Source organism: Steroidobacter cummioxidans, assembly GCF_003104955.1.
Genome location: NZ_LSRW01000022.1, coordinates 240200 through 260308, shown reverse-complemented (window position 1 = coordinate 260308; position 20109 = coordinate 240200). Strand labels below are relative to the sequence as shown.

The window sequence follows — 20109 nt, the reverse complement described above, 5'->3', positions numbered from 1 at the left end:
TCCGGATGGTCACGCAGAGATCGTCTTCAATCTGGGCAACGGTTATGACCGTTGGCAGATGGGCCACAGTGGGACACGCGACCTCATGCGAAGCAGCTATCTGATCGGCGGACGATCGAAAAATCGAAATTCTGTATTCACACGCAACCGCGGCCCCGTGCATCTGGCGGGCGTGAAGCTCGATCCACGTTTACTACGGCGATTGATCCGGACCTCGCTGAGCGAATTCAGCGACGGCATCCTGTCGCTTCGAGATCTGAACGATACTGCGCTACTCAATCTTGAAGATGCCGTGGCCTGCGCCGGATCTGCCGCTTCCGTGCAACGGCTGCTCGACGATTTTTTCCTGCGCGCGCTCGCGAACGTGCCGTTGCGCGATCCGCTCATCGATCGGCTGGTGCGAGATATTCGGACGCGACGTGGCTCGCTCTCGATCATGAACTGGTCGCGCGATCACGGCATCGACGCGCGACGCCTGGAGCGCTGCTTCGGCGATGCCGTTGGGATCACCCCCAAGCGCTATGCGAGAGTGATCCGATTCAAGCACAGCTATCAGCAGCTGTTGGCGCATCCTCGCGCCACCTCGATGTACCTGGACGGTTACTACGATCAGTCGCACTTCAACAGAGAGTTCAAACATTTCCTCGGCGTCGCACCGAGCGTCCGGCTCGCGGGCAAGATGCCGCCCCTTACGAGGGTGTGCGATCACTTACTGCAAGGGGAGGTCACCGAAAAGCTCGAAACCGAGCCGCGCCGGGCATCTTGATGATGCGTACGCCTCGGACTGCTGCGAGCATGCAAGCAAGTTATTGAGTCGACTACGCTTAGGTAGCGCCATGGGAGGCGCATAATAGACTCTGCCGGGAGGGCAACGATGAGAACTCCACATTCGCGCCGATGAAATCGATTACGACCGAGCGCGAGGCGGGAAGCAAGATGCCGGCGACGGCAAGCCGATCGCGGTACGTGAGCTGTTGCGGGAGAGACCTTTGTTTGTCTTTCTGATCTGCGCAGTGATGTTCCATTTCTCGAACGCCGCCATGTTGCCGCTTCTAGGGGAAATGCTGGCGAAAGGCCGCGGACGAAGCTCAATGATGTTCATGTCAGCCTGCGTCGTGACTACGCAGTTCGTCATCACCTTGATCGCCGGCTGGTCCGGGCGCAAAGCGCACACCTGGGGAAGGAAGCCGTTACTCCTGATCGCTTTTGGCGTTCTGCCAATACGAGCGATTCTGTATACACTCACTAGCAGTACGGCTGCACTGATCACGATCCAAGTCCTCGATGGCGTTGGCGCAGGGATATTCGGCGTGGTCTCCGTACTCGTGATCGCGGACCTGACGCAAGGGTCCGGCCGATTCAATATCACCCTTGGCGCGATCAGTACCGCCATCGGCATCGGCGCTGCCCTCAGTCAAACCACCGCCGGCACGATCGTGCATCATTTCAGCTTCAACGCGGGATTCATGTTCCTTGCTGCGATCGCGGCAATGGCCTTGTGCATTCTCTACTTCTTTATGCCGGAGACCCGAGCAAAGAGCTTTCTCAACGATCGCCAATGAGGAGCGCATGGTCACTCCGCCAAGGCCGTGTAGGACACCCCTGCTCGCAAACCGCATGACAGGTCGCCGCGACTCGGCTGTGCATTTCTGAAATTCAGAGGAACGGTGTCCGACGGGAGTGATGCGCAAGGCTGCCCGCCGGGACAAGCGGGCCTCACATCGAAGTGGAGATGGGGCTGGGTGCTGTTGCCCGTGTGTCCGCTCAATCCGATCAATGCTCCCTGGGCGACGGACTCACCCTCCTCGACCATGGCTCCCATGTTCGTCAAGTGAGCGTAGGCGCCGACCGTATTGTCTTCATGACGCACGAACACCCAGTTCTCGTGCCCGAGCGTGTTGTCGCCGTCTACGTAGTTTTCGATCACGCCAATCACAACGCCGGCGCGACTGGCCAGAATGTGCGTTCCGATAGGCATCGGCACATCGATCGCGTATCGCGTCGGACTCGCCTCACGTGCGGCGTGGGGCCTGGCCACGTATGTTTGGCCTACGTGCCAAGGCAGTATGTAAGCAGAGGACTGTGCCGGAGGGAATACTGAACAATCGTAAGACTTCTCGTCATCTCCGCCCCAACATGCGCTCAGCAGGCACCCGCTGGCCACCAATGAGCAGATGCGCAACCAAAGCCTTCCATGCATCACTTGTTCTCCTGACGATACAGTCGAACTGTTACGCGTGGGCCGATTCAGCAGCACCATTGGCGCGGGTGGCTCTCAGAACGAATGGGATAGCCAATGGCCCAAACAGAACGCCCATGGTCGTCCAGAACACGACTTTACGCGAACCCCGCCTCCTCGCCACAGAATGACAGATCACGACGCCAACGAGATTGATCAGAGCTATCAACAGGAAGATTGCGACCATATGCGCCTCTGACTAAGGGCTACCGATTCTCCTCATCGCTTGCGCTGACTCTCAATCAACTCTTGTGAGCGGCGCACGAGCATCATCGAGCGATTGCCTCTCCTCCGGCGATAGATCCAGGAATTGATGCCAGCTCATTCCATAGGTACGCGCTATTCTGCTCACCTTTCGCACAGAAAATATCGATCGGATCACTGGCACAACAAAGAAAATGAGCATTAGCACGGGGGTGAAGTAGTTCAAGCTACTTTTAGCCAGAGCCACAATTCCTGGAGACGCCGCTCCAAGTCGAAAATGTCCAATCAAGATCACGGCGATACATACGCCAATCGAGATGACAAACGGGCCGCCAAACAGCTTCAAAAGGCGCGTGTTCCGGCTACCCAATTCACTCACTCTCCTACTAATCACTCGTCAATCACTCGCAAAGCCACCCTAACCCGCTCAGACTACCGTGCATGAACGCACATTGGCCTTGACCAAGTCCTTCGTGTGATCTCACAGCACCTCGCAGAGCCTTTTAGCCAGAACGTGCACCACGTCCACCGGAGCGCAGATCCGCCAGCTTTGATGAGCGCCGCCGGATGCATCAACTATGCACCCACTCCTTTGGATTCTCGTAGGTGCCGAACAACATCCGCCGTGCACATCGTGCTGCTCTCAGCCGCGTGCGCCCTCTCACGTCGCCTGCAGGGCTTTTGTTATCCCGTTATTGCATCATTATCCGAGCAGCCGATGCGTATCCGCATGCCATTTGGCCCTCTGTATGAACTGTTACCGAGGTATCCGTAAGCTTGGCAGCAAGCAACATCGCATATGCATCCTTCGATCCGAACTGAGAGCGCGGGAATGCGAACCACATATCGCCAGGCTTGACCGGATCCGCTTGACTAACACCCTCCAGAACAAAGAAGAAGCAGTCGTGAGCGCTCGAGGTACTTTGGAGAAAGAGCACCCTCTTGTTCACATGCTCTACCGCGTGCACCGGCAGCGAAAGAACAGAAGAAATCAATGCGAATGCCATCGCCAGGCCACTTGCCGTCGTCTTTTTTTTCATAGTTTTCTCCTTGAATCAGGTTGGTTTGAGCCGACACAATTGTTGACATTAAAATTCGTTTGCATCGGTCTGCCGCATGAGCCGCGAGCGGGTGCTGACGCTTGCTCTGCATGACGCCAACAGAAACGCCTCCTATCCGTCCTTAGTAAAATTCTTAGAGTTGGCTGTGTCCGTGCAAATTCTCTCGGTGTATTCGTATGTAGTTACATTGAGTCATGGCGCTTAGCCATGTCAACGGACCGAAACCCCGCATCAATTACTCAGGCTTTCCCTGACCGCAGAACGGTTCAGGCACTAATTAATCGCGCAGTTGCGTTGTCCTGCCCCATCAATGCGCGCAGGGCTGTATTCACAGACGACATCGGCTATAGAAACATTTCAAGGAGGCGCCGCTCCTCATTTGCAGTTCCGTCGCTGCTGCGTGCCTGGCTACTGGATAAAGCCGTCGCCTTTCGAGACGGAGCCCGGAGAGCACCAGGAGACCAATCCTCGGAAACATGCGGCCATACAGGACCAGCCGCTACGAAGTAGTTACAGAAACCACTCATCTTCCGTGCCCTTGAAAGGCTGAAATCTCGCTCGAGAACGCGCGTCCGCCCAGTGGGCGAGTTTTTTACTTCTGTGTCGGCCAGTAGTAGTAGACCCATTCGCCAAACTGCGTTTCAATCACAGTCCCTGTCTCGTCCTCGGAGACCGGTTTTCCATAGTAATTCTCGACAGCCTTCGCGCTATATCCAACCCTCTTAGCTTTTCTGCTTTTGACAATCTTGGCGTCGTCCTCGACTACCGCCAGCGCGGTGGTCAGCATCCTCGCGACACCAGCCAACGCCAGGTCAATGGAGTCTTTTATAGGCTTGCCGCCATCGCCGATCCACTGGGCGGCATTCTCGTTGATATCGCCCTTCGCACCTCGAAGCGGCACGAAGCAGATGAAGTCTTGCGAGAACTTGAGCCCCGGCGTGGTTTTTTTCTTCTTGATTTTCTTCAGCGAGAGTTCCTTCAGCAATTCTTTGTCAACCAACTCCGCGTGCGCCCACAGCTTTATTGCGTCAAAACGTGGTTCGATCTCCAGCCGGTATTGAAGCGTAAGCACTTCCGCGTCCGTTATGGCGGACACATCATCGGGGGGCAATGGATCGATGTCGGTCGCGACGATCCTGTCCACACCTAGCCACTCGATATTCTTTTTGACGTGGTCCGCTGCTGCCACGGCACTGATCTTCAGGTCGTAGTCCGCCAGGGACGCGCGGACTTCGGCGAGCGGGTCCTCCGCCTTCTGCTTGCGAGACCCTTCGATCGTTTGATCTATCAGTGCGGGGACAATCCCGCCGCCTGTGACTGACGACAATCCCACCGGATTCACTCGCGAGTTGATAGTTTCCTTTTCGACGAAGATCACCATATGCCTGCCGCCGCCGCTCTCGCGCTGCTCGGGTGACAGCAGAATCCTGAGTGGGAAATACGCTTCTGCGCTGGCAACCGCCGGCCCAAGCACCAGGATGAGAAAGATCGCCGCAATTCGTCGAACTGATTTACGCAACTTGATTCACCCCGAACGTCCTGGCCAAGCCACGTACCCCCCTGCTACGACACACTGGGGCGAACTGTACAATACTGGCAAGCCACTTTCGCCGGTTTTGCCGAGCGGGGCGACGGCAGCTTCCTCGACCCGGCCTCGAAGGACGAGCTGCACCGTGAAAGACACGTGAGGGTGCAATTGTCACGTCAATCTGCTATCTAAGGCCGCGAATCTGGAAACAAACGGCTCACTTCCGAGTGAGACCAGCAGCAGGGAATGACCAGGGATCGGGCGGAGCTGCGAAATTCACGACGCCATTCGTGCGTCGCTCTCAGTTTGAGCCCCCGCTCCCTGCCGGTCCGTGGTTGCGCGTGACGGATTCGCGCTTGCTTCAAATTTGCAAACTACGATAGGGAAAATCATGAGAAAGGTAGCATTGTTTGTCGGCGGACTGGTGTTGTCCGCCTTGGCATGCGCCCCCGCCATGGCGGAGGTCGTGCGAGTGAAGGTGATGGCTCGGGTCAGCCATGTGAACGACTATTACGGCTCGCTCAACGGCAAGATCATCGCCGGCACCCGGATGTCCGGCACGTACGTTTACAACACAAATACGCCCAACCAGTCGCAGGATCCGCAGTTCACCGGCGAATATCACCCCTATGCAAACGAAGCCCGGGTGCGTTTCGCGGCCGGCGGCTTCGTGTTCGAGAGCAATCAGCCCACCCAGGGCATCACGATCCAGATCCAGCCGGAGAACTCCTCGTTGGGTCAGTTCTTCTACGTCAGCGACGACAACAAGCCGATCTCGAACGACAACGGCGTCATGCAGATCATAATGCGACTGATGGGCTCGGGACCGGTGACGCAGTCGAGCGCGCTGCCAGCCGTTGCCCCCGACCTGACCGGCTACCACAGCAAAGATGTGTTGATCTTCGGCACGAACTTCGACCTGAGGGCTGAGATCGAGAGCGCCGAACTGATCGTCGCGGACGCCATCGAGGTGTCGCCCGCGTCGGGCAGCTTCGTGCACGGTCAACAATTCGATGCCGCGTTGCTCTTGCCTCGAAACAGCAATGTCGTGAGTGCTCAGGCCAGCGCCAATGGCAACACGCTGCCGCTCAATTACCCCGGCAATTGCTACGTGCCGCCGCCAAACAGCACCGGCCGCGTGGCAATCGTGTGCCCGGATGCGCATCAGTCGCTGTGGTACACGTCCGGTGCACCGATCGAATGGACTGTGGTGCTGTCAAACGGCACGACGCTCACACAGACGGTCAACTGGACGCTGATTCAGTAAATATCGATGCACGCGCGCGCCTGATCTGGGCGCGCGCGTGGCGTTTCTGATCCTCAACGCCGCGCATCTGTTCTATTGCCCAGGATCTCCATCCGCACTACTTTAACGCCGCCGTCGGCCAATTCCGGCAACTTTGCGAACCATGACTGCACATGAGGAGTGGCGTTGTGCGCTTCGAAGTCGGCCTGGCTCGCAAAAATCTCGTAGAAGACGAAATGTCCTGGCGCTTCACGATTCTCGTGCAGGAAATAGACGAGATTGTTCGGCTCGGCACGGACCTGCGCAACCAGCCTGAGCGTGACTTCGCGCAGTTCCCGTTCCTTGCCCGGCTGCGCACGAACTTCAGCCACGACCGAATAGGCACCGTCGGGGATCTCGCTATAGCGCATGGCACTTCCTTTGTGGGTTGTCGCAAGCTCACCGTTCGCGGTGGCGGCAATGAGCGCGAACAGCACGAGCAGAATCGAGAATGATCGACGCATGGCTAAACCTCTCGAGCAATGTCACATGCGGAAGGCGGCTTGATTCTGCACCCAGTTCCCATGGAACCCCGGCGGCACGATGTGCGGAATACGAATGCTGGCCCGAGGCGCAGCTTCGAAGTTTTGCGCATCGAGGATGACGAGGTCGGTCACGCTGGCCCTGGCATCGATGACGAAGCCGATGAGCCAGCCCTCGTCTTCTGCCGCCTTCGGGTGCGCAGGCACGAACATGAACTCACAAGGGTGGCGTTCCGACCCGAAGTCGTGAACCTGACGCGTGCCGGCATTCCAGTCGTGTTTATACAAAGCCGAGCCGAGAAACCATCCCGTCATCGCCATAGTGTAGGCATAGCGATAGGGCTGACCGAGACGTCGTTCATCCGGGCGCGGAAATTCCTGTGGAGCCGGATCTAGCACGACGCGCTCGATCTGCCGCGTCGTGGGATCGACGGTCCAGCGCTCCAGGCTGCAGCGTTGCGAATCGGGACCCGCTTTGATTCGGGAGAACATCCGGTCGTGAACGACCACATCCAATATGACCTTGCCATCGGTCGCGTCGTAGCTGTTCACCGCATGGAAGATGTAGCAAGGATCGACCGGGCACCAGATGATGTCCTTCGCGTCGCCTTCCCGCGGCAACAGTCCAACACGCGCCGCATGTGACTGCCGCCAGCGATAGGGAAACGTCTGGCCCGTCATGCCTGCCCACAGCGAGAACGTCACTGGCAAGTCCAGAATGATCGCAAAGCGCTGCGTGAAAGCGGAATCGTGAATCATCGGACCGTGCTTGACCGGGATTGCCACCTCGCGCCGGACCTTGCCGTCGGGCTTGACGACCACATAGCGAATCGAGCGTCGACGGCCCGCGTCATAACAAATGCCGTGCATCTCACCGGTCAGCGGATCCACATGGGGGTGGGCAGTGAAGCTGCCATGGAGCGTGCCACCGAAATCAGTGTAACAGAGTGTCTCGAGCAGTTCGCCGATCTCGACGGGCGTGCTGCCCGCCTCGACGAGCCCGAGTGTCTTGCCGGCGAAGTGGACGACGTTTGTATTGACGGTGTCGAAGGTATTGCGCGGCCCTTCGACTCGCGCTTCCCCGAGCGCCTTGCTCACCGACGTCGAGCGGATCCAGCGATTGCGATACCAACGCGCGCGACCCTTCTCGATCCTGATTCCATGGATCATGCCGTCGCCGGAGAACCAGTGGTACTTGTCGGGCTTGGGCGCCCTCGGGTTCGGCCCCATCCGTAAGTACCGTCCGTCGAATGCGGGCGGGATCGCGCCAGTGACGGGCAGATCCACGAGCGTCAGTTCCTCCCGCATCGGTGTGTGAACGCCGGTCAGGTAGGGATTCGCTCCCATCAGGGTGCTCACTGCGCCACCCTCCTGCGACGCGCCTGCAAGGCGCCGTCAAATACTTTCTTCACCGGCCCCAGCGCCTGGACGAATTCCAGTTGTTCGCCTTCGGGCCCCTTGCAGTAGATCAACCTCCAACCGTTCGATTGACCTTCGGTGATGCCGTTGCTGTTGGCCTCTATCGGCGCGGCCATCCGCTCTTTTTCGGACAGCACGGTGAGCACGCGATTCGCTCTGACTTGCGTCATGCCACGCCGGCCCGCCTCCGCTTCCAGATCGGCGATGAACTTGTTGAAATCGACATCGTCGCGAATGTGGAAGCAGATGTGCATCATCCGTGGGAAAGCGGGACTCATGTGATCGAGAGGTTCGGCAAAGGCGGCGCCGCTGCCGGCGGGCTGATCCGCATCGCGGTATTGCAGGAGCTCGATCACCACGTTGTCGAATTGAATGAAGCGCACGTCCAGACGCTGCGCACCGCCTCTCAGATCCGGAATGCCCATCGTGCGCGGATTGACCTTGCGCACGCGCGCCTCGATCTCCTGATCGGTCAGCAGTGTGTTGTGGATGCGCTCGCCCTGGAAGTCGCCATCGCGCATCACCTCGGTTCCGCCGAGAACTTCGGTATAGAAAGCGAACGCTCGATCCATGTTCTGAACGGTCAGACCGAAGTGCTGCACGCCCTGCAATCTCGCGCCCAGCGTTCGATCGTTGCGCGCGACACCGCCGATTGGCCGGTCTTCCGCCTCGGCATTCGTAGAGGCTACCGGTGAAGCCAGCAGTCCACCCGCGATCGCGAATCCAGCTCCTTGCAGGATGCCTCGGCGCTGGATGTCTGTTTCACCGGAATGCTTGTGTTCGCTCATTGCTATCTCCTGGCGCTCTCTTTCCATAAACGGATGGTGGCAATCGAGGCTTGTGTGTAACCGGGCGGCTCGGTGTCCCCGCCGAAGGGGGCGCCACTCGTCAGTGTGTTGGTCGTCAGCAACCCGCCGGCGAACGGCGTGGGCAGATCGCTCAGAATGAGCTGACAGCGAACGGGGAACAGGCCGATGGCAGGGAAATCGGTCATGAGAGCCAGACACTCACCCCTGCCACGAAAGGAGATCGCGCCCAGCTGGATCTCGGCGTAGAAGTTTTGTCGCGCGCGGTCCCGTGTCGGGCCGAAGCAGCCGCGCAGTTCAGCAACACGCGTATTCCTCGCGTCGATCACTCTGCCATCATCCAGTCGCGTATCGACACTCCAGAAAGAGAACGAACGCTCGGCGTCGGTTGAGAATGGCTCGAAGCCCGTCTTCGATGATGCGCACCAGTCAATGACGGGCGCCTGCTGCTCGCGGATGCTACGCAGAATGTAGATGTCCTCCAGCGCAGCGGCGGACTTTGAAGTGGTCTTGGCGGGTGCGTACGGCATCCAACCAATTGCCGGTGCGTGCAGGCTATGGATGTAGAGACGATCCGCTGTCTCCGTGGCCCCCGTGGTTTCCGGATACGCCCCGCTGGGATCCTGCAGGTCCTCGATTACGTGGCCGCTCTCATCGAAAGCGAATACATGTGAGTATGGATCGCCCACCGGTAACAGCGAGCGCGGCATCCGCAGCAGCACCTTTCGCATGAAAGGCTTTTGCGAGAGGCTGTCTGCCGCGGGATTACGGGGTCTGAAGAGCCCCGCCCAGATGCGACCATCGCGCCCTCGCAGCAAATTGTCGGGGTAACCGGGGAGATTGTCGAGCAGGACCGTCGCCCGAGGAGAGTCCTGTCGAATATCGAGATCTCGCGCGTGGCTCTCGATCTTCCAGATGCGATAACGACCTGTCTCAGCCACGAACAATGCTCGCCCATCGGACGACAGGGCGATGCCATTCGCAAATGAGAATCCCCGGGCCACGACTCGCGTGCTCGCGGTCGCAGGGTCGTAGGCAAGCACTCGACCGGACGCGGCCTGCTCCAGGATATCGAGCACACTTGCTTCATAAGTTCCGCCCCACTGCGCTGGCGAAAAGCGCGTGGACGCATCGGTGAAATAAATGGTTCCGTCCGTCGCTACGACCACGGAATTGGCGTAGCGAACCGGATCATCGGAACTCACACGATCGGTAAGCACGCTCACGCGCCGAGCCGCATCGATGATGAGCAGGCCGCGCATCGCATCGGCGGCGATCATCCGACCGTCCCTGTCGAAGTCGAAGCCGAGCACGCGTCCCTGCGTGTTCGCAAAGATCTCCTGATGCGTGCCATCGAGATCCATGCGCACCAGATTGCCGCTGGTCATCGCCGCGTACAGTTTGTTGTCGGGTCCCACAGCGATGTGTTCCGGGCCGAATTCGTTGCCAATGTCGATGGTGCGCAGACCCGACAGGCGCGTGTTCGACGCATGGGCACCGGTGTAGCCGGGCGGTGTCGGTGCAATCCATGCCACAGGCTCCGCAGGAACCGGCCAAAAGCAAAGATATGCTGCGACTGCCGCCAACAGCAGTCCCGCCGCGCCCGCGAGTCTTCGAACGGTGATTGCGTTCAATGGGCGCTCCCTCGTGTCATTGCGGTTCCGCACCAGATGGCCGGGCATCATGATCCATCCGCTGCACAGGATTCGCATCACCACGAAGGAGCTATCGTGTTGTCCCCTTTCGGGTACATGGTCCGGGTTTGCCTTTTTTTCGGCACCGGCGGCGTGGATGCGAGCCTGGTTTTTCGTGTGATATATACGAGCCACACACGACGGATCCAACAGCGGCAGCACCGAATCAGGGCGCATGAGCACGACCATTCACCAGCGGCTCCCTCGTCAGCTTCGGCGGGTTGCTCTTGCGGTCATGGCGCTCTGCGCGATCGTTACTACGGCGTGCTACGCCGAGCTCTCCCCAGGCCCTGCCGTAGCGCAGCTCGACCCGCACATCGTTCATCTCGGCGTGACCGAGGGACACGATTTGCGATTCGTGCGCTTGTCGCGCTCGCAAGGATTGTCTCAGCAGCGAGTGACCCACATCGTCCAGGACGATCGCGGGTTCCTTTGGTTCGGCACTCAGTACGGTCTGAATCGCTACGACGGCTACCAGTTCCGGGTTTTCAAGAACGATCCAGCCGATCCGGACAGTCTCTGCGATGTCCACATCACGGCATTGTTCAAAGACCGCGCCGGCAACCTGTGGGTCGGGTGTGCCTACTCGGTCGACCGCTACGATCCGGTCACTGAAAAGTTCGTGCACTATCGGCTCGAACGCTCGGCAGCCGCACACACGAGTGGCGATGTGCGACACATCAGCGAGGACCGGGAAGGGCATCTGTGGTTGTCCACGGGATACGGACTGTACCGTCTCGATCCACACAGCGGTCTCGTGCGGCGCTTCGTGCACGAGACCGCAAACGCCAGCAGCCTGAGCAGTAGCGTGATCAAGTTCAGCGGCGAGGATCGCGCCGGCGCCTTCTGGGTTGCGAATGCAGCGGGGCTCGATCGGTTCGATCGCCGCGGCGAGCGTGTCACGCTGCACGTACCGCTGCCCGAAACCAGATCCCTCAAGTTTTATGAAGATCGTGCGGGAACGTTCTGGATCCTGGCGGAATCGGGTCCGGGCCTGGCGATTCTGGACCGGGGCGCACAGCGCCTCGTGCGCTACTCCTTCGCCGACAAGGAATTGCCCGGGCTGCCGTTGACCGGTGTGACGTCGATGCTCGAAGACCGGGATGGCACACTGTGGGTGGGAACGGTGGCCGATGGCCTGCTGAAATTCGACCGTTCGCGGCAACGACTCACGCGCTATCGCAACGATCCGACGAACATCGAGAGCCTCTCCGAGAATCGCCTCACGACGCTCTACGAAGATCGCGAAGGTCACCTCTGGACTGGATTCGGCGCGACCGAACCCGGCTTTTTCACCCGCAGTCCGTCGCCGTTCACCAAGCTGCCGGTCGATGTTCACAATCCGAACAATCTTGGCGAGCGGCTGGTCAATGTCATCTACGAGGATCGTCACGGCATTCTCTGGATGGGAACGACGGGCGCTCTCAACCGACTGGACCGCGGCAGCGGCAAACTCACTCACCTCGACATCCCGGGCAATGGGATCGCGGCCGATGTCCTGGCCATCGTCGACGATCCCTCGTCCGACGCCCTGTGGGTCGGCACCGGCGGCCAGGGGTTGTATCGACTCGATACGGCCAGCAATCGTCTGCAGGCATTTCGTCATGACAGCAAGGACCCGACCAGCTTGAGCGACAATCGGGTCATTCGTCTGTTCGCCGATTCCCGCAAGCAGCTGTGGATCGGCACCTACGATGGCTTGAACCGGTTCGATCCCGCCACCCAAACGTTTGTCACCTATCGGCACGGCAAACCGGATACCCAACATGTATATCGGTCGATCGTGGAGGACGCGCGCGGAACACTTTGGATGGACGCCGATGGCGATGGCGTACAGCGTTTCGATCCCCACACCGGGCACTTCACACAGGTCCGTCTGCAGCCCGCGAACGAAAGCCCACTGTTATACAAACGAGTGCTTTCTCTGTACGTCGATCACGTTGGCGCGCTATGGGCTGGAACAGGGAATGGACTGTTTCGCTATGACATCGACACGGGTGCGAGCAGGTACTACAGCGAACGCGACGGGCTGCCGAGCAACGCCGTCAGCTGCACTTTCGAGGATGCCTTGGGACAGCTATGGCTGGGAACGAGTGCGGGCCTGTCGCGGCTCGACCGCGAGCGCCGATCTTTCAAGAACTACTCGCCCGCAGACGGGCTGCCGGGGTTGGATTTCACGGGCTTCAGCGCGTGTTACCGCGGGGCTTCGGGAGAAATGTTCTTTGGTGGCTTCGCAGGCGCGGTGGCATTCCGCCCGGAGAACCTACGGGAAGTCGAGTATGCCCTGCCAGTGGCGCTCACCGGTTTCCAGCTCTCCGGTGTTCCTGTGGCGCTCAGCCCCGGCTCGCCGTTATCTCGCGTGATCGACTATACGAGCGCCATGACATTGTCACACTCGCAATCCAGCTTCTCGATCGAGTTTGCCGCGCTTGGCTTCCGCAGCCCGTCGACGAACCGGTACCGTCATCGGCTCGCTGGACTGGAAGAGACCTGGCGCGAAGTCACCAGCGATCGACGGTTTGCCAGCTACACCACGCTGCCGGCGGGCCAGTATCGGTTTCAGGTTCAAGCCGCGACCAGCCGCGGCTCCTGGGGCGAGCCGGGCGCCGAGGTCGCCATCGAGATACGACCGCCCTGGTGGGGCACGTGGTGGTTCAGAGGCTTGCTGGTGCTGTTGGCACTGGCAGTCATCGGCGGCACCTATATTCTGCGCATTCGACAGATCGCGCATCGCTTCGACATTCGGCTGGAGGAGCGCGTGAACGAGCGCACTCGCATCGCACGCGAGCTACACGATTCGTTGCTGCAAAGCTTTCAGGGCTTGATGTTCCGATTGCAGGCCGTGCATGCATTGTTGCCAGATCGCACGCCCGAGGCGGCAACGCTGCTCGAAAAATCTTTGGATCATGGCGACCGCGCCATCGCCGAGGCTCGCTCAGCCGTGCACGATCTGCGCTCGAACGCTCCGGTCGCAAGCGATCTTTCCGATGCCCTCGCGGCGCTGGGACAGGAACTCGCGGCCGATGGGCTCGGACCCCACTCCTTTCGCGTCGTACTGGAGGGTGAGGCGCGCCCGATCGCGCCGCTCGTTCGGGATGACGTGTACCGCATCGCTCGCGAAGCCCTGCGCAATGCGGCTCAGCACTCTCAGGCACGTCACATCGAGGCCGAGCTACACTACGGCGAGAACGCGTTCGTACTCCGCATTCGCGACGACGGCGTCGGCATCGATGCGAATGTCGTGCGCGGAGCACAGCGTGCGGGCCACTGGGGACTGCAGGGAATGCGTGAGCGAGCAGAGACCTTCGGCGCCCGACTCGACGTGTGGAGCGAGCTCAACGCCGGCACTGAAATCGAGTTGTCGATTCCTGCAGCGATCGCTTACCAACGTGCCGGGACGCATCGATCGTGGTTCAGGATCAACGTGCTGTGGAAACGCTCATGAGCTCCGAAACCCCTATCCGGATTCTGGCCGCCGACGATCACCCTTTGCTGCGAGAGGGAATCGCTTCGTTGATCGGCACTCAACGCGACATGCGCTTGGTGGCCGAGGCCGCGACCGGACGCGAAACGATCGAGCAGTTTCGCGCCGTCCGGCCTGACGTAACGCTGCTCGACATCCAGATGCCGGAGACCAGCGGCATCGACGCGCTGATCGCAATCCGCAGCGAATTCCCCACAGCAAAGATCATCATGCTGACGACCTACGGCGGAGATGCGCTTGCTCAGCGCGCACTCAAAGCTGGTGCGTACTCATATGTTCTCAAGGGACTGGTCCGTAAGGAACTGATTGAAACCATTCGCGCAGCCCACGCGGGCCAAAAGCGGATCCATCCACAGGTGGCCTCGGAGCTCGCCGCCCATCTTGGCGAGGACACGCTATCGGATCGCGAGATCGAAGTGTTGACCCTGGTTGCGGTCGGCAACTCCAACAAGGAAATCGGCGCTCGCCTGTCGATCACGGAAGAAACCGCCAAGGCACACGTGAAGCGCATCATTGCGAAGCTTGGCGCAAACGATCGCACTCATGCCGTGACCCTGGCGATGAGCCGCGGGATTCTCGCCACTACCCTTCCCTCGAAGGGATAATCGGTCGACTCCCAGTTCGGGGATCTCGCGCGACGGCGCAGACGGGTAATGTCGGCCGCGAGAAACCGATGCAACGTTTATTTTCTACTTTTCCCAACGGCTGGCCGGGTTGCGGGCTGTTGCTGCTGCGATTGAGTTGCGGCACGCCGCCATTGCTCATCGGCGCCGCAGACTTATGGGGAGCACAAGTCGACGCAGCTTTTGGGATCGAGCTGCTCAACTGTGCGGCGGCGCTGTCGATACTCGCCGGATTCTGGACGCCCCTCGCCGCCTCCAGCCAGGCAGTTCTGCAAGGCGCACTCGCATTCTCCGGCGAAACGTTCGAGCCGGCCCACCTGGCGCTCGCGATCACCAATATCAGCCTGGTGATGCTCGGCCCGGGATCGTTGTCCTTGGACGCTCGTCTCTACGGGCGCAAGCGCATAGATATCGGTCGCTCGCAGCGGCCGCCTTGAGGTTCTGACGCCGGATCGAATGGTTCTGAACCTGGACTTCCATTACAGCCCGAATCCCCTGCAGGTCGGCGGAATGCAAGCGCACGATCCTTCCTACGACCGCCTCGAAGACAAGCGGTTTCTGCATGCCTTGTGTGCAAGAGCAGGCGCGTCTGGAACGCGAACAGTACATCCGGAGCCATCGGCAGGATGCGAATCCCTATGAAAGAGTGGACGATCCGCTCGAACTTCTCAAGCTAGCGCACGTTCGGCGTGAACCGGCTGAATTGATTCGCTACCTTCCCTGCCCGAAGCGGCCCGAGGACCTCTACGCGGAACTAGATGCAGGGCGGACGGCACCCTTGGTCAGTCATGCCACAAAAGTATTGGAGTGCGGTGACGTCCATCAAGCGCATCCTCTCGGCAATGTCGTTCGTGCGATTGGGCTCACCTTCCGTGACGACTGGCACCCGACCGATCATCAGCACCGCCTACTCGATGAAGTGAGCAAACAGGGCCGATTGCTTGCCTCGGAGGATCATGCAGCGGCATGACCTTGGCGACGCCCCGATTCAATGCTGCTTTCGAAGTACCGCACCATGCGAAGCGGATCGGGTGTAAGCCCCGTGAACAGTCTGAATGCTTCCGCGGCTTGGTAGATCAACATTCCTGAGCCATTGATAGTCCTACAACCGGCCTCACGTGCCGCTCGTAGCAAAGGCGTCTCTAGTGGAGTGTAGATCACGTCCGCCACCCACATATTTCCTGTGATGAGCTCGGGCGAGAAAGGCATCCCCGGATAGTTCAGCGAGCCTACCGGCGTGGCAAGGATGACACCATCGGCTCGTGTCAGGGCATCCTTCGCAACAGCGGCCACACTCACCTGTCGATCGGGAAACTGAGCCTGCAGATCCGATGCCAATTTGGTTGCGCGCGCGAGGTTGATATCATGGATTGAAACATGACCGGCCCCCATGCGCAGCATTGCATAGGCCGTCGCCGCTCCGGCGCCGCCCGCACCAATCTGCGCGACACGTCCGGTAGGAACGCCAGGTAGCTCACGCCGAACGCTCTCGGCAAAACCTGACCAATCAGTGTTGTGACCCATCCATCTGTTCTCTTGCAGAACAATTGTATTTGCCGCGTCGATCGCGTTCGCATCAGAAGACACTGAATGGAGCAGCGGGATGACAGTGGCCTTGTACGGGTGCGTGACGTTGAATCCGTCGAAACCAAACGTCTCCGCCCATTGCAGCAGATGCTTTAAGTCATCGGTCTCGATTCGTAGACGCTTGAGGTCGATGAGGCGATAGACGAGTTGGATACCGTGGTGGGCAGCTTCGGCTTCGTGCAGCAGGGGGCTGCGCGAGGCCGATATTCCACTTCCTATGAGACCTAATAGATAACTCTTTTTCTTCATCTGCATTAGCCAAGCCAAAACGGGAGATTGAAAGCCATCGTAATGGTGCCAAGGCTGATGCGCCAATCATGAGTTGTCGGTGCCGTATGCTCTTACGTAATACCTTTGAGATGAATGAATACTCTCGACTACTTCAGCTCTCCGCCACGAAGTCTCCGTGCGGCTGCGGCCGAGAAAAGAAGTGGTAACGCGAATAGCGAAAACAGGATGCCGCGATCCACTCCCTTTTCAATGAGATATCCTGCCAGGAGCGGCCCGAGAATGGCCCCTGCCCTGCCGATACCCATCGCCCAGCCGACCCCGGTGGCACGAACCTCGGTCGAATAGAGCCGCGCCGCGGCCGGGTAGGTACCGTTGAATGCGCCTTGCACGAACACGCCCATCAGAAGCGCAAGTGTCAGCGTTAGTAGCAGCGGCACTCTTGCGAGACCAAATACAGTAAGCACCACCGCTCCGATGCAGAAAAACAGCGCCATCATCTTCCGGATGTCGTAGCGAGTTCCCATCCATCCAATGATGATCGTGCCGACCAGGCCGCCAATGTTGAACATCGTGCCCGCATAGATCGCTTCGCTAATCGGCAAACCGGCATCGACGGCAATCCTCGGTATCCAGCTCGACAGGAAGTACAGTGCTGAGAATCCGAAGAATGCGCCACCCCAAAGTAACAACGTGCTGCGCATCATGCCGTTGGAAAACAGCAATGACAGGGTAGTCCGGCCGGTGGGGGTGCCGAGACGCTCGGGCAATACCGATACGGCTGCGCGCCCCATCCTCGCGAGAATGCGGTTGATCCGTTGCAGGGCATGTGGGGGTTGCTTCTGTGAAAGAAACGCCAGCGATTCTGGCATCAACCACGCGATGAGCGGCAAGGTGATCGCGCTGATCACCCCGCCGGCCACGAACAACGAGCGCCATCCCAGGGTCGGGATCGCCCATGCGGCGAAGAACCCAGTCAGCATAGCCCCCAACGGATAACCCGCCTGGACGAAGGCAACCGCGAAGTTGCGGCTGCGATCGTTTGCGTATTCCGACGCCAACGCGGCCATCGATACAAGCATTGCTCCCACGCCAACGCCGGTAAAGAAGCGCAGTATGAGTAGCTCTCTGAACGATTGAGAAAACGCGGACCGGATCATTCCACACGACATCAAACACAGCGCCACCAGCATGATGGCCTTGCGACCGAATCGATCCGCCGTCGGCCCCAACACCAGACCACCGAACGCCATGCCAAGAAGCCCTGTACTGAACAGCTGTCCGAGGTTCGTTGCGTCGATGGCCAACTCCTGTGCCAGCACCGGTGCAGCAAACGACAAGACGAGCACATCCATTCCGTCGATCATATTGAGAAAGAAACACAGCCCGACGACCAATCGCTGGGTCGCCGACATCTGGGCGTTGGCCATCGACTGCTTGACCGACTCAATCGATCGGTTCAGCGCGCTCGCTACGGTAGTGACCATTGAATCTCATTCTGGATGTAAGTGTACGGAGCCGACCACTCGCCACCTGCGCTACCCTCTAGCGCGGCGCGAGCGAATCCGCCGTGTGTGCTCTACGCCGCTCGACACGCCAACGCGCGTGTTGCGCAGCCAGCCGCACCTGCGAGTTGACCTCCCCTTGACCGGCGTAACCGTGCATTCGCTCGATCAGCTCGAAGAATAGCGCATTGTGCTCGCGCAAATACAAATGCCTCAGCTCTCCCAATGCATCCTGATCAAACAGTATGTTGTGTTTCTGTAGTTCCTGAAGCAGCCCGGCATCGACATCCAAGCGCGTCGCAAGGCTAAGGTAATAGTTAGTCGGGATGGGTAGAATATGCGCCGCTCCCATATCTCGAGCTGCCCGCAGTACATCTTTCGTGCGCAGGGCGATCTGCTGCATTCCGCCGCCTCCGAACGTGTCTATAAAGCGGCGCGGCGACGCTGCCCAAGCCTGCGACATATTCAACGAGATCCGCAGCGACCCCGCGTGGTTGCTCGCCGACTTGCTTGTGACGATTCCGGACGGGTCCACAAAATCGACTGATTCACGCAGCTCCAATCCGAGCATGGTTCGAAAGAACAGCGCTGCCGACAAGAAATACTCCGCCCGAACGACTTGGCCGAGATGATCGACACCCAACAGGTGATGCGCGGCAGGCTCTCGGCCCGTAGGCTCGAAATCGACTTCATGGAAGGCCCGGCCATCATTTGTCGGCTCCAGGAAATAGTAGAGCACATCCCCGGGTCCCAGGACGGCGGGCAGTTGCAGTTCTCCAGCTTCGGCATTGCTGCTATAGATTGGATAATCCAACCGTCTCGCCCAGTCGACGACACCCGACTCTCGCGGCACGCTTAGCCCGACGGCGCAGATCGCAGGGCCGTGCTTATCGTAATAATCAGACGCATGACTATTCAGATCGCGGTTGAGCACGATGCTAACTTCGCCGCAACGATACAGGCTCACGTCTTTGGATCGGTGGCGATGCGACTCGACAAAGCCGAGCGCTTGAAGCACATCCACGAGCTCCCTTTCGCTCGCATCATCGGTCGCGAACTCCAGGAACTCGACGCCGAGCACGCGATCAGTCACGCTTCGTGCCGCTCCAGTTGCATCGACGCGCGTGCATCTATCTTCGAGCCAAGTGAGTGATCGTAGCCCGTCCATCGCAATCAACTTTGCCCGCGATGAGCGAAACTCGTCGTTGAAGATCTCCAAAGATACGTAATCGTTATATCCCGTCGCCTCCAGCGCCTTCATGAATTCCACGACTTGCAGCCCGCCCTGGCCGGGAAAACATCGATAGTGGCGGCTGTACTGGATGATGTTCATATCCAGTCGCGGGGCGTCGGCCAATTGGACTAACGTGATCTCGCTCGCTTTCAGCTCGCGCAGCCCTGCCAGGTCGCTCCCCAAGGCGAGGATGTGAAAACTGTCCAGGACCAGTCCGAGATTTGGGTGATTTGCGCGGCGGACCACATCGACCGCCTGTCGATACTCTTTGATGTATCGCCCCCACGAGAGCGCCTCGTAGCCGATTCTAAATCCGCGAACTGCAGCTCGCTCCGCGAGCTGACGTAGCTGACCACCAGCCAGATCGCGATCTTCGATAGCATCAGCACGCACATTGCTGCAAACAAGCAGTCGATGTGTGCCAAGTTCCGTCATCAGATCGAACGTTTTCTCGACACGCGCCAAGTTCGCCTTGAATGTCGCGTCTGGCACCGAATCGAAGTCACGCAACGGCTGCAGCGCCACGATTTCAAGTCCCACATCCGCCGCCAACTGGCGAACTTCGCCCGGTGAGAGTTCGCAAGCCGCCAAGTCAGGCTCAAAAATCTCGCAGCCCTGATAGCCCGCTTTCGCAATGGCTCGGATCTTTTGATCCAGGGTTCCTGGCAACGACATCGTCGCGATGGATCGTTTCATGACAAAGGTCCCTAGCGCCTACGATAGCACCGAC

General features: G+C 59.3%; 17 protein-coding genes. 7 read left to right on the top strand and 10 right to left on the bottom strand.

The features are described from left to right. Together D0550_RS14615 and D0550_RS14610 are read left to right on the top strand one after the other, a co-directional pair. A partial coding sequence (locus D0550_RS14615) for an AraC family transcriptional regulator (RefSeq protein WP_153067175.1) occupies window positions 1–766 on the top strand: 766 nt, incomplete at its 5' end. A 223-nt stretch (window positions 767–989) separates the two neighbouring features. After that, on the top strand, window positions 990–1562 hold the full coding sequence (locus D0550_RS14610) for an MFS transporter (RefSeq protein WP_206606293.1): 573 nt from the start codon (window positions 990–992) through the stop codon (window positions 1560–1562). Between the two features lie 11 nt (window positions 1563–1573). On the opposite strand, the gene D0550_RS36375 is transcribed toward D0550_RS14610, so the two are convergent. From D0550_RS36375 to D0550_RS14595, 3 genes are all read right to left on the bottom strand, one after another. After that, the gene (locus tag D0550_RS36375; protein ID WP_275129242.1) at window positions 1574–2200 is read right to left on the bottom strand and encodes a M23 family metallopeptidase; all 627 of its coding nucleotides are present in this window, start codon (window positions 2198–2200) and stop codon (window positions 1574–1576) included. Window positions 2201–3135: 935 nt separating this feature from the next. Continuing rightward, complete coding sequence (locus tag D0550_RS14600; RefSeq protein WP_116809915.1) at window positions 3136–3483, bottom strand: hypothetical protein; 348 nt, start codon at window positions 3481–3483, stop codon at window positions 3136–3138. 613 nt (window positions 3484–4096) lie between these two features. Further along, window positions 4097–5023: a hypothetical protein gene (locus D0550_RS14595; RefSeq protein ID WP_153067174.1), complete on the bottom strand. Its 927-nt coding sequence runs from the start codon at window positions 5021–5023 to the stop codon at window positions 4097–4099. Between the two features lie 400 nt (window positions 5024–5423). Between D0550_RS14595 and D0550_RS14590 the strand changes: the two genes are divergently transcribed. After that, entirely contained in the window at window positions 5424–6299 is an 876-nt protein-coding gene (locus D0550_RS14590) for a hypothetical protein (RefSeq protein WP_116809913.1), read from the top strand. Window positions 6300–6352: 53 nt separating this feature from the next. Here D0550_RS14590 and D0550_RS14585 read toward each other — a convergent pair whose 3' ends face one another. Genes D0550_RS14585 through D0550_RS14570 form a run of 4 tightly spaced genes read right to left on the bottom strand, consistent with a single transcriptional unit; the run spans window position 6353 to window position 10559 of the window. Further along, window positions 6353–6781 (bottom strand): putative quinol monooxygenase, encoded by a 429-nt coding sequence (locus tag D0550_RS14585; protein WP_116809912.1) that lies wholly within the window; start codon window positions 6779–6781, stop codon window positions 6353–6355. Window positions 6782–6802: 21 nt separating this feature from the next. After that, the gene (locus tag D0550_RS14580) at window positions 6803–8158 is read right to left on the bottom strand and encodes an 8'-apo-carotenoid 13,14-cleaving dioxygenase (protein ID WP_206606291.1); all 1356 of its coding nucleotides are present in this window, start codon (window positions 8156–8158) and stop codon (window positions 6803–6805) included. Beyond that, window positions 8155–9006, bottom strand: coding sequence for a VOC family protein (locus tag D0550_RS14575; protein ID WP_116809911.1), 852 nt, complete (start codon window positions 9004–9006; stop codon window positions 8155–8157). Before D0550_RS14575 ends, D0550_RS14580 begins: the two co-directional genes overlap by 4 nt. Window positions 9007–9008: 2 nt before the next feature. Then, complete coding sequence (locus tag D0550_RS14570; RefSeq protein WP_206606290.1) at window positions 9009–10559, bottom strand: SMP-30/gluconolactonase/LRE family protein; 1551 nt, start codon at window positions 10557–10559, stop codon at window positions 9009–9011. Window positions 10560–10893: 334 nt separating this feature from the next. Here D0550_RS14570 and D0550_RS14565 point away from each other — a divergent pair, with 334 nt between their 5' ends. From D0550_RS14565 to D0550_RS14550, 4 genes are all read left to right on the top strand, one after another. After that, the gene (locus D0550_RS14565) at window positions 10894–14163 is read left to right on the top strand and encodes a sensor histidine kinase (RefSeq protein ID WP_116809910.1); all 3270 of its coding nucleotides are present in this window, start codon (window positions 10894–10896) and stop codon (window positions 14161–14163) included. Then, window positions 14160–14807 (top strand): response regulator, encoded by a 648-nt coding sequence (locus D0550_RS14560; protein ID WP_116809909.1) that lies wholly within the window; start codon window positions 14160–14162, stop codon window positions 14805–14807. Before D0550_RS14565 ends, D0550_RS14560 begins: the two co-directional genes overlap by 4 nt. 68 nt (window positions 14808–14875) lie before the next feature. Continuing rightward, on the top strand, window positions 14876–15262 hold the full coding sequence (locus D0550_RS14555) for a hypothetical protein (protein ID WP_153067173.1): 387 nt from the start codon (window positions 14876–14878) through the stop codon (window positions 15260–15262). A 134-nt stretch (window positions 15263–15396) separates the two neighbouring features. Then, window positions 15397–15795, top strand: coding sequence for a hypothetical protein (locus tag D0550_RS14550; RefSeq protein WP_153067172.1), 399 nt, complete (start codon window positions 15397–15399; stop codon window positions 15793–15795). On the opposite strand, the gene D0550_RS14545 is transcribed toward D0550_RS14550, so the two are convergent. The 3 genes from D0550_RS14545 to D0550_RS14535 all read right to left on the bottom strand — a co-directional run bounded on the left by D0550_RS14545 (window position 15780) and on the right by D0550_RS14535 (window position 20054). Further along, entirely contained in the window at window positions 15780–16661 is an 882-nt protein-coding gene (locus D0550_RS14545; RefSeq protein WP_116809941.1) for a shikimate dehydrogenase, read from the bottom strand. The genes D0550_RS14550 and D0550_RS14545 overlap by 16 nt on opposite strands. Window positions 16662–16789: 128 nt before the next feature. Next, window positions 16790–18127, bottom strand: a complete 1338-nt coding sequence (locus tag D0550_RS14540; protein ID WP_116809906.1) for an MFS transporter — start codon at window positions 18125–18127, stop codon at window positions 16790–16792. A 58-nt stretch (window positions 18128–18185) separates the two neighbouring features. Further along, complete coding sequence (locus D0550_RS14535; RefSeq protein WP_241520808.1) at window positions 18186–20054, bottom strand: bifunctional sugar phosphate isomerase/epimerase/4-hydroxyphenylpyruvate dioxygenase family protein; 1869 nt, start codon at window positions 20052–20054, stop codon at window positions 18186–18188. Window positions 20055–20109 lie beyond the last annotated feature (55 nt).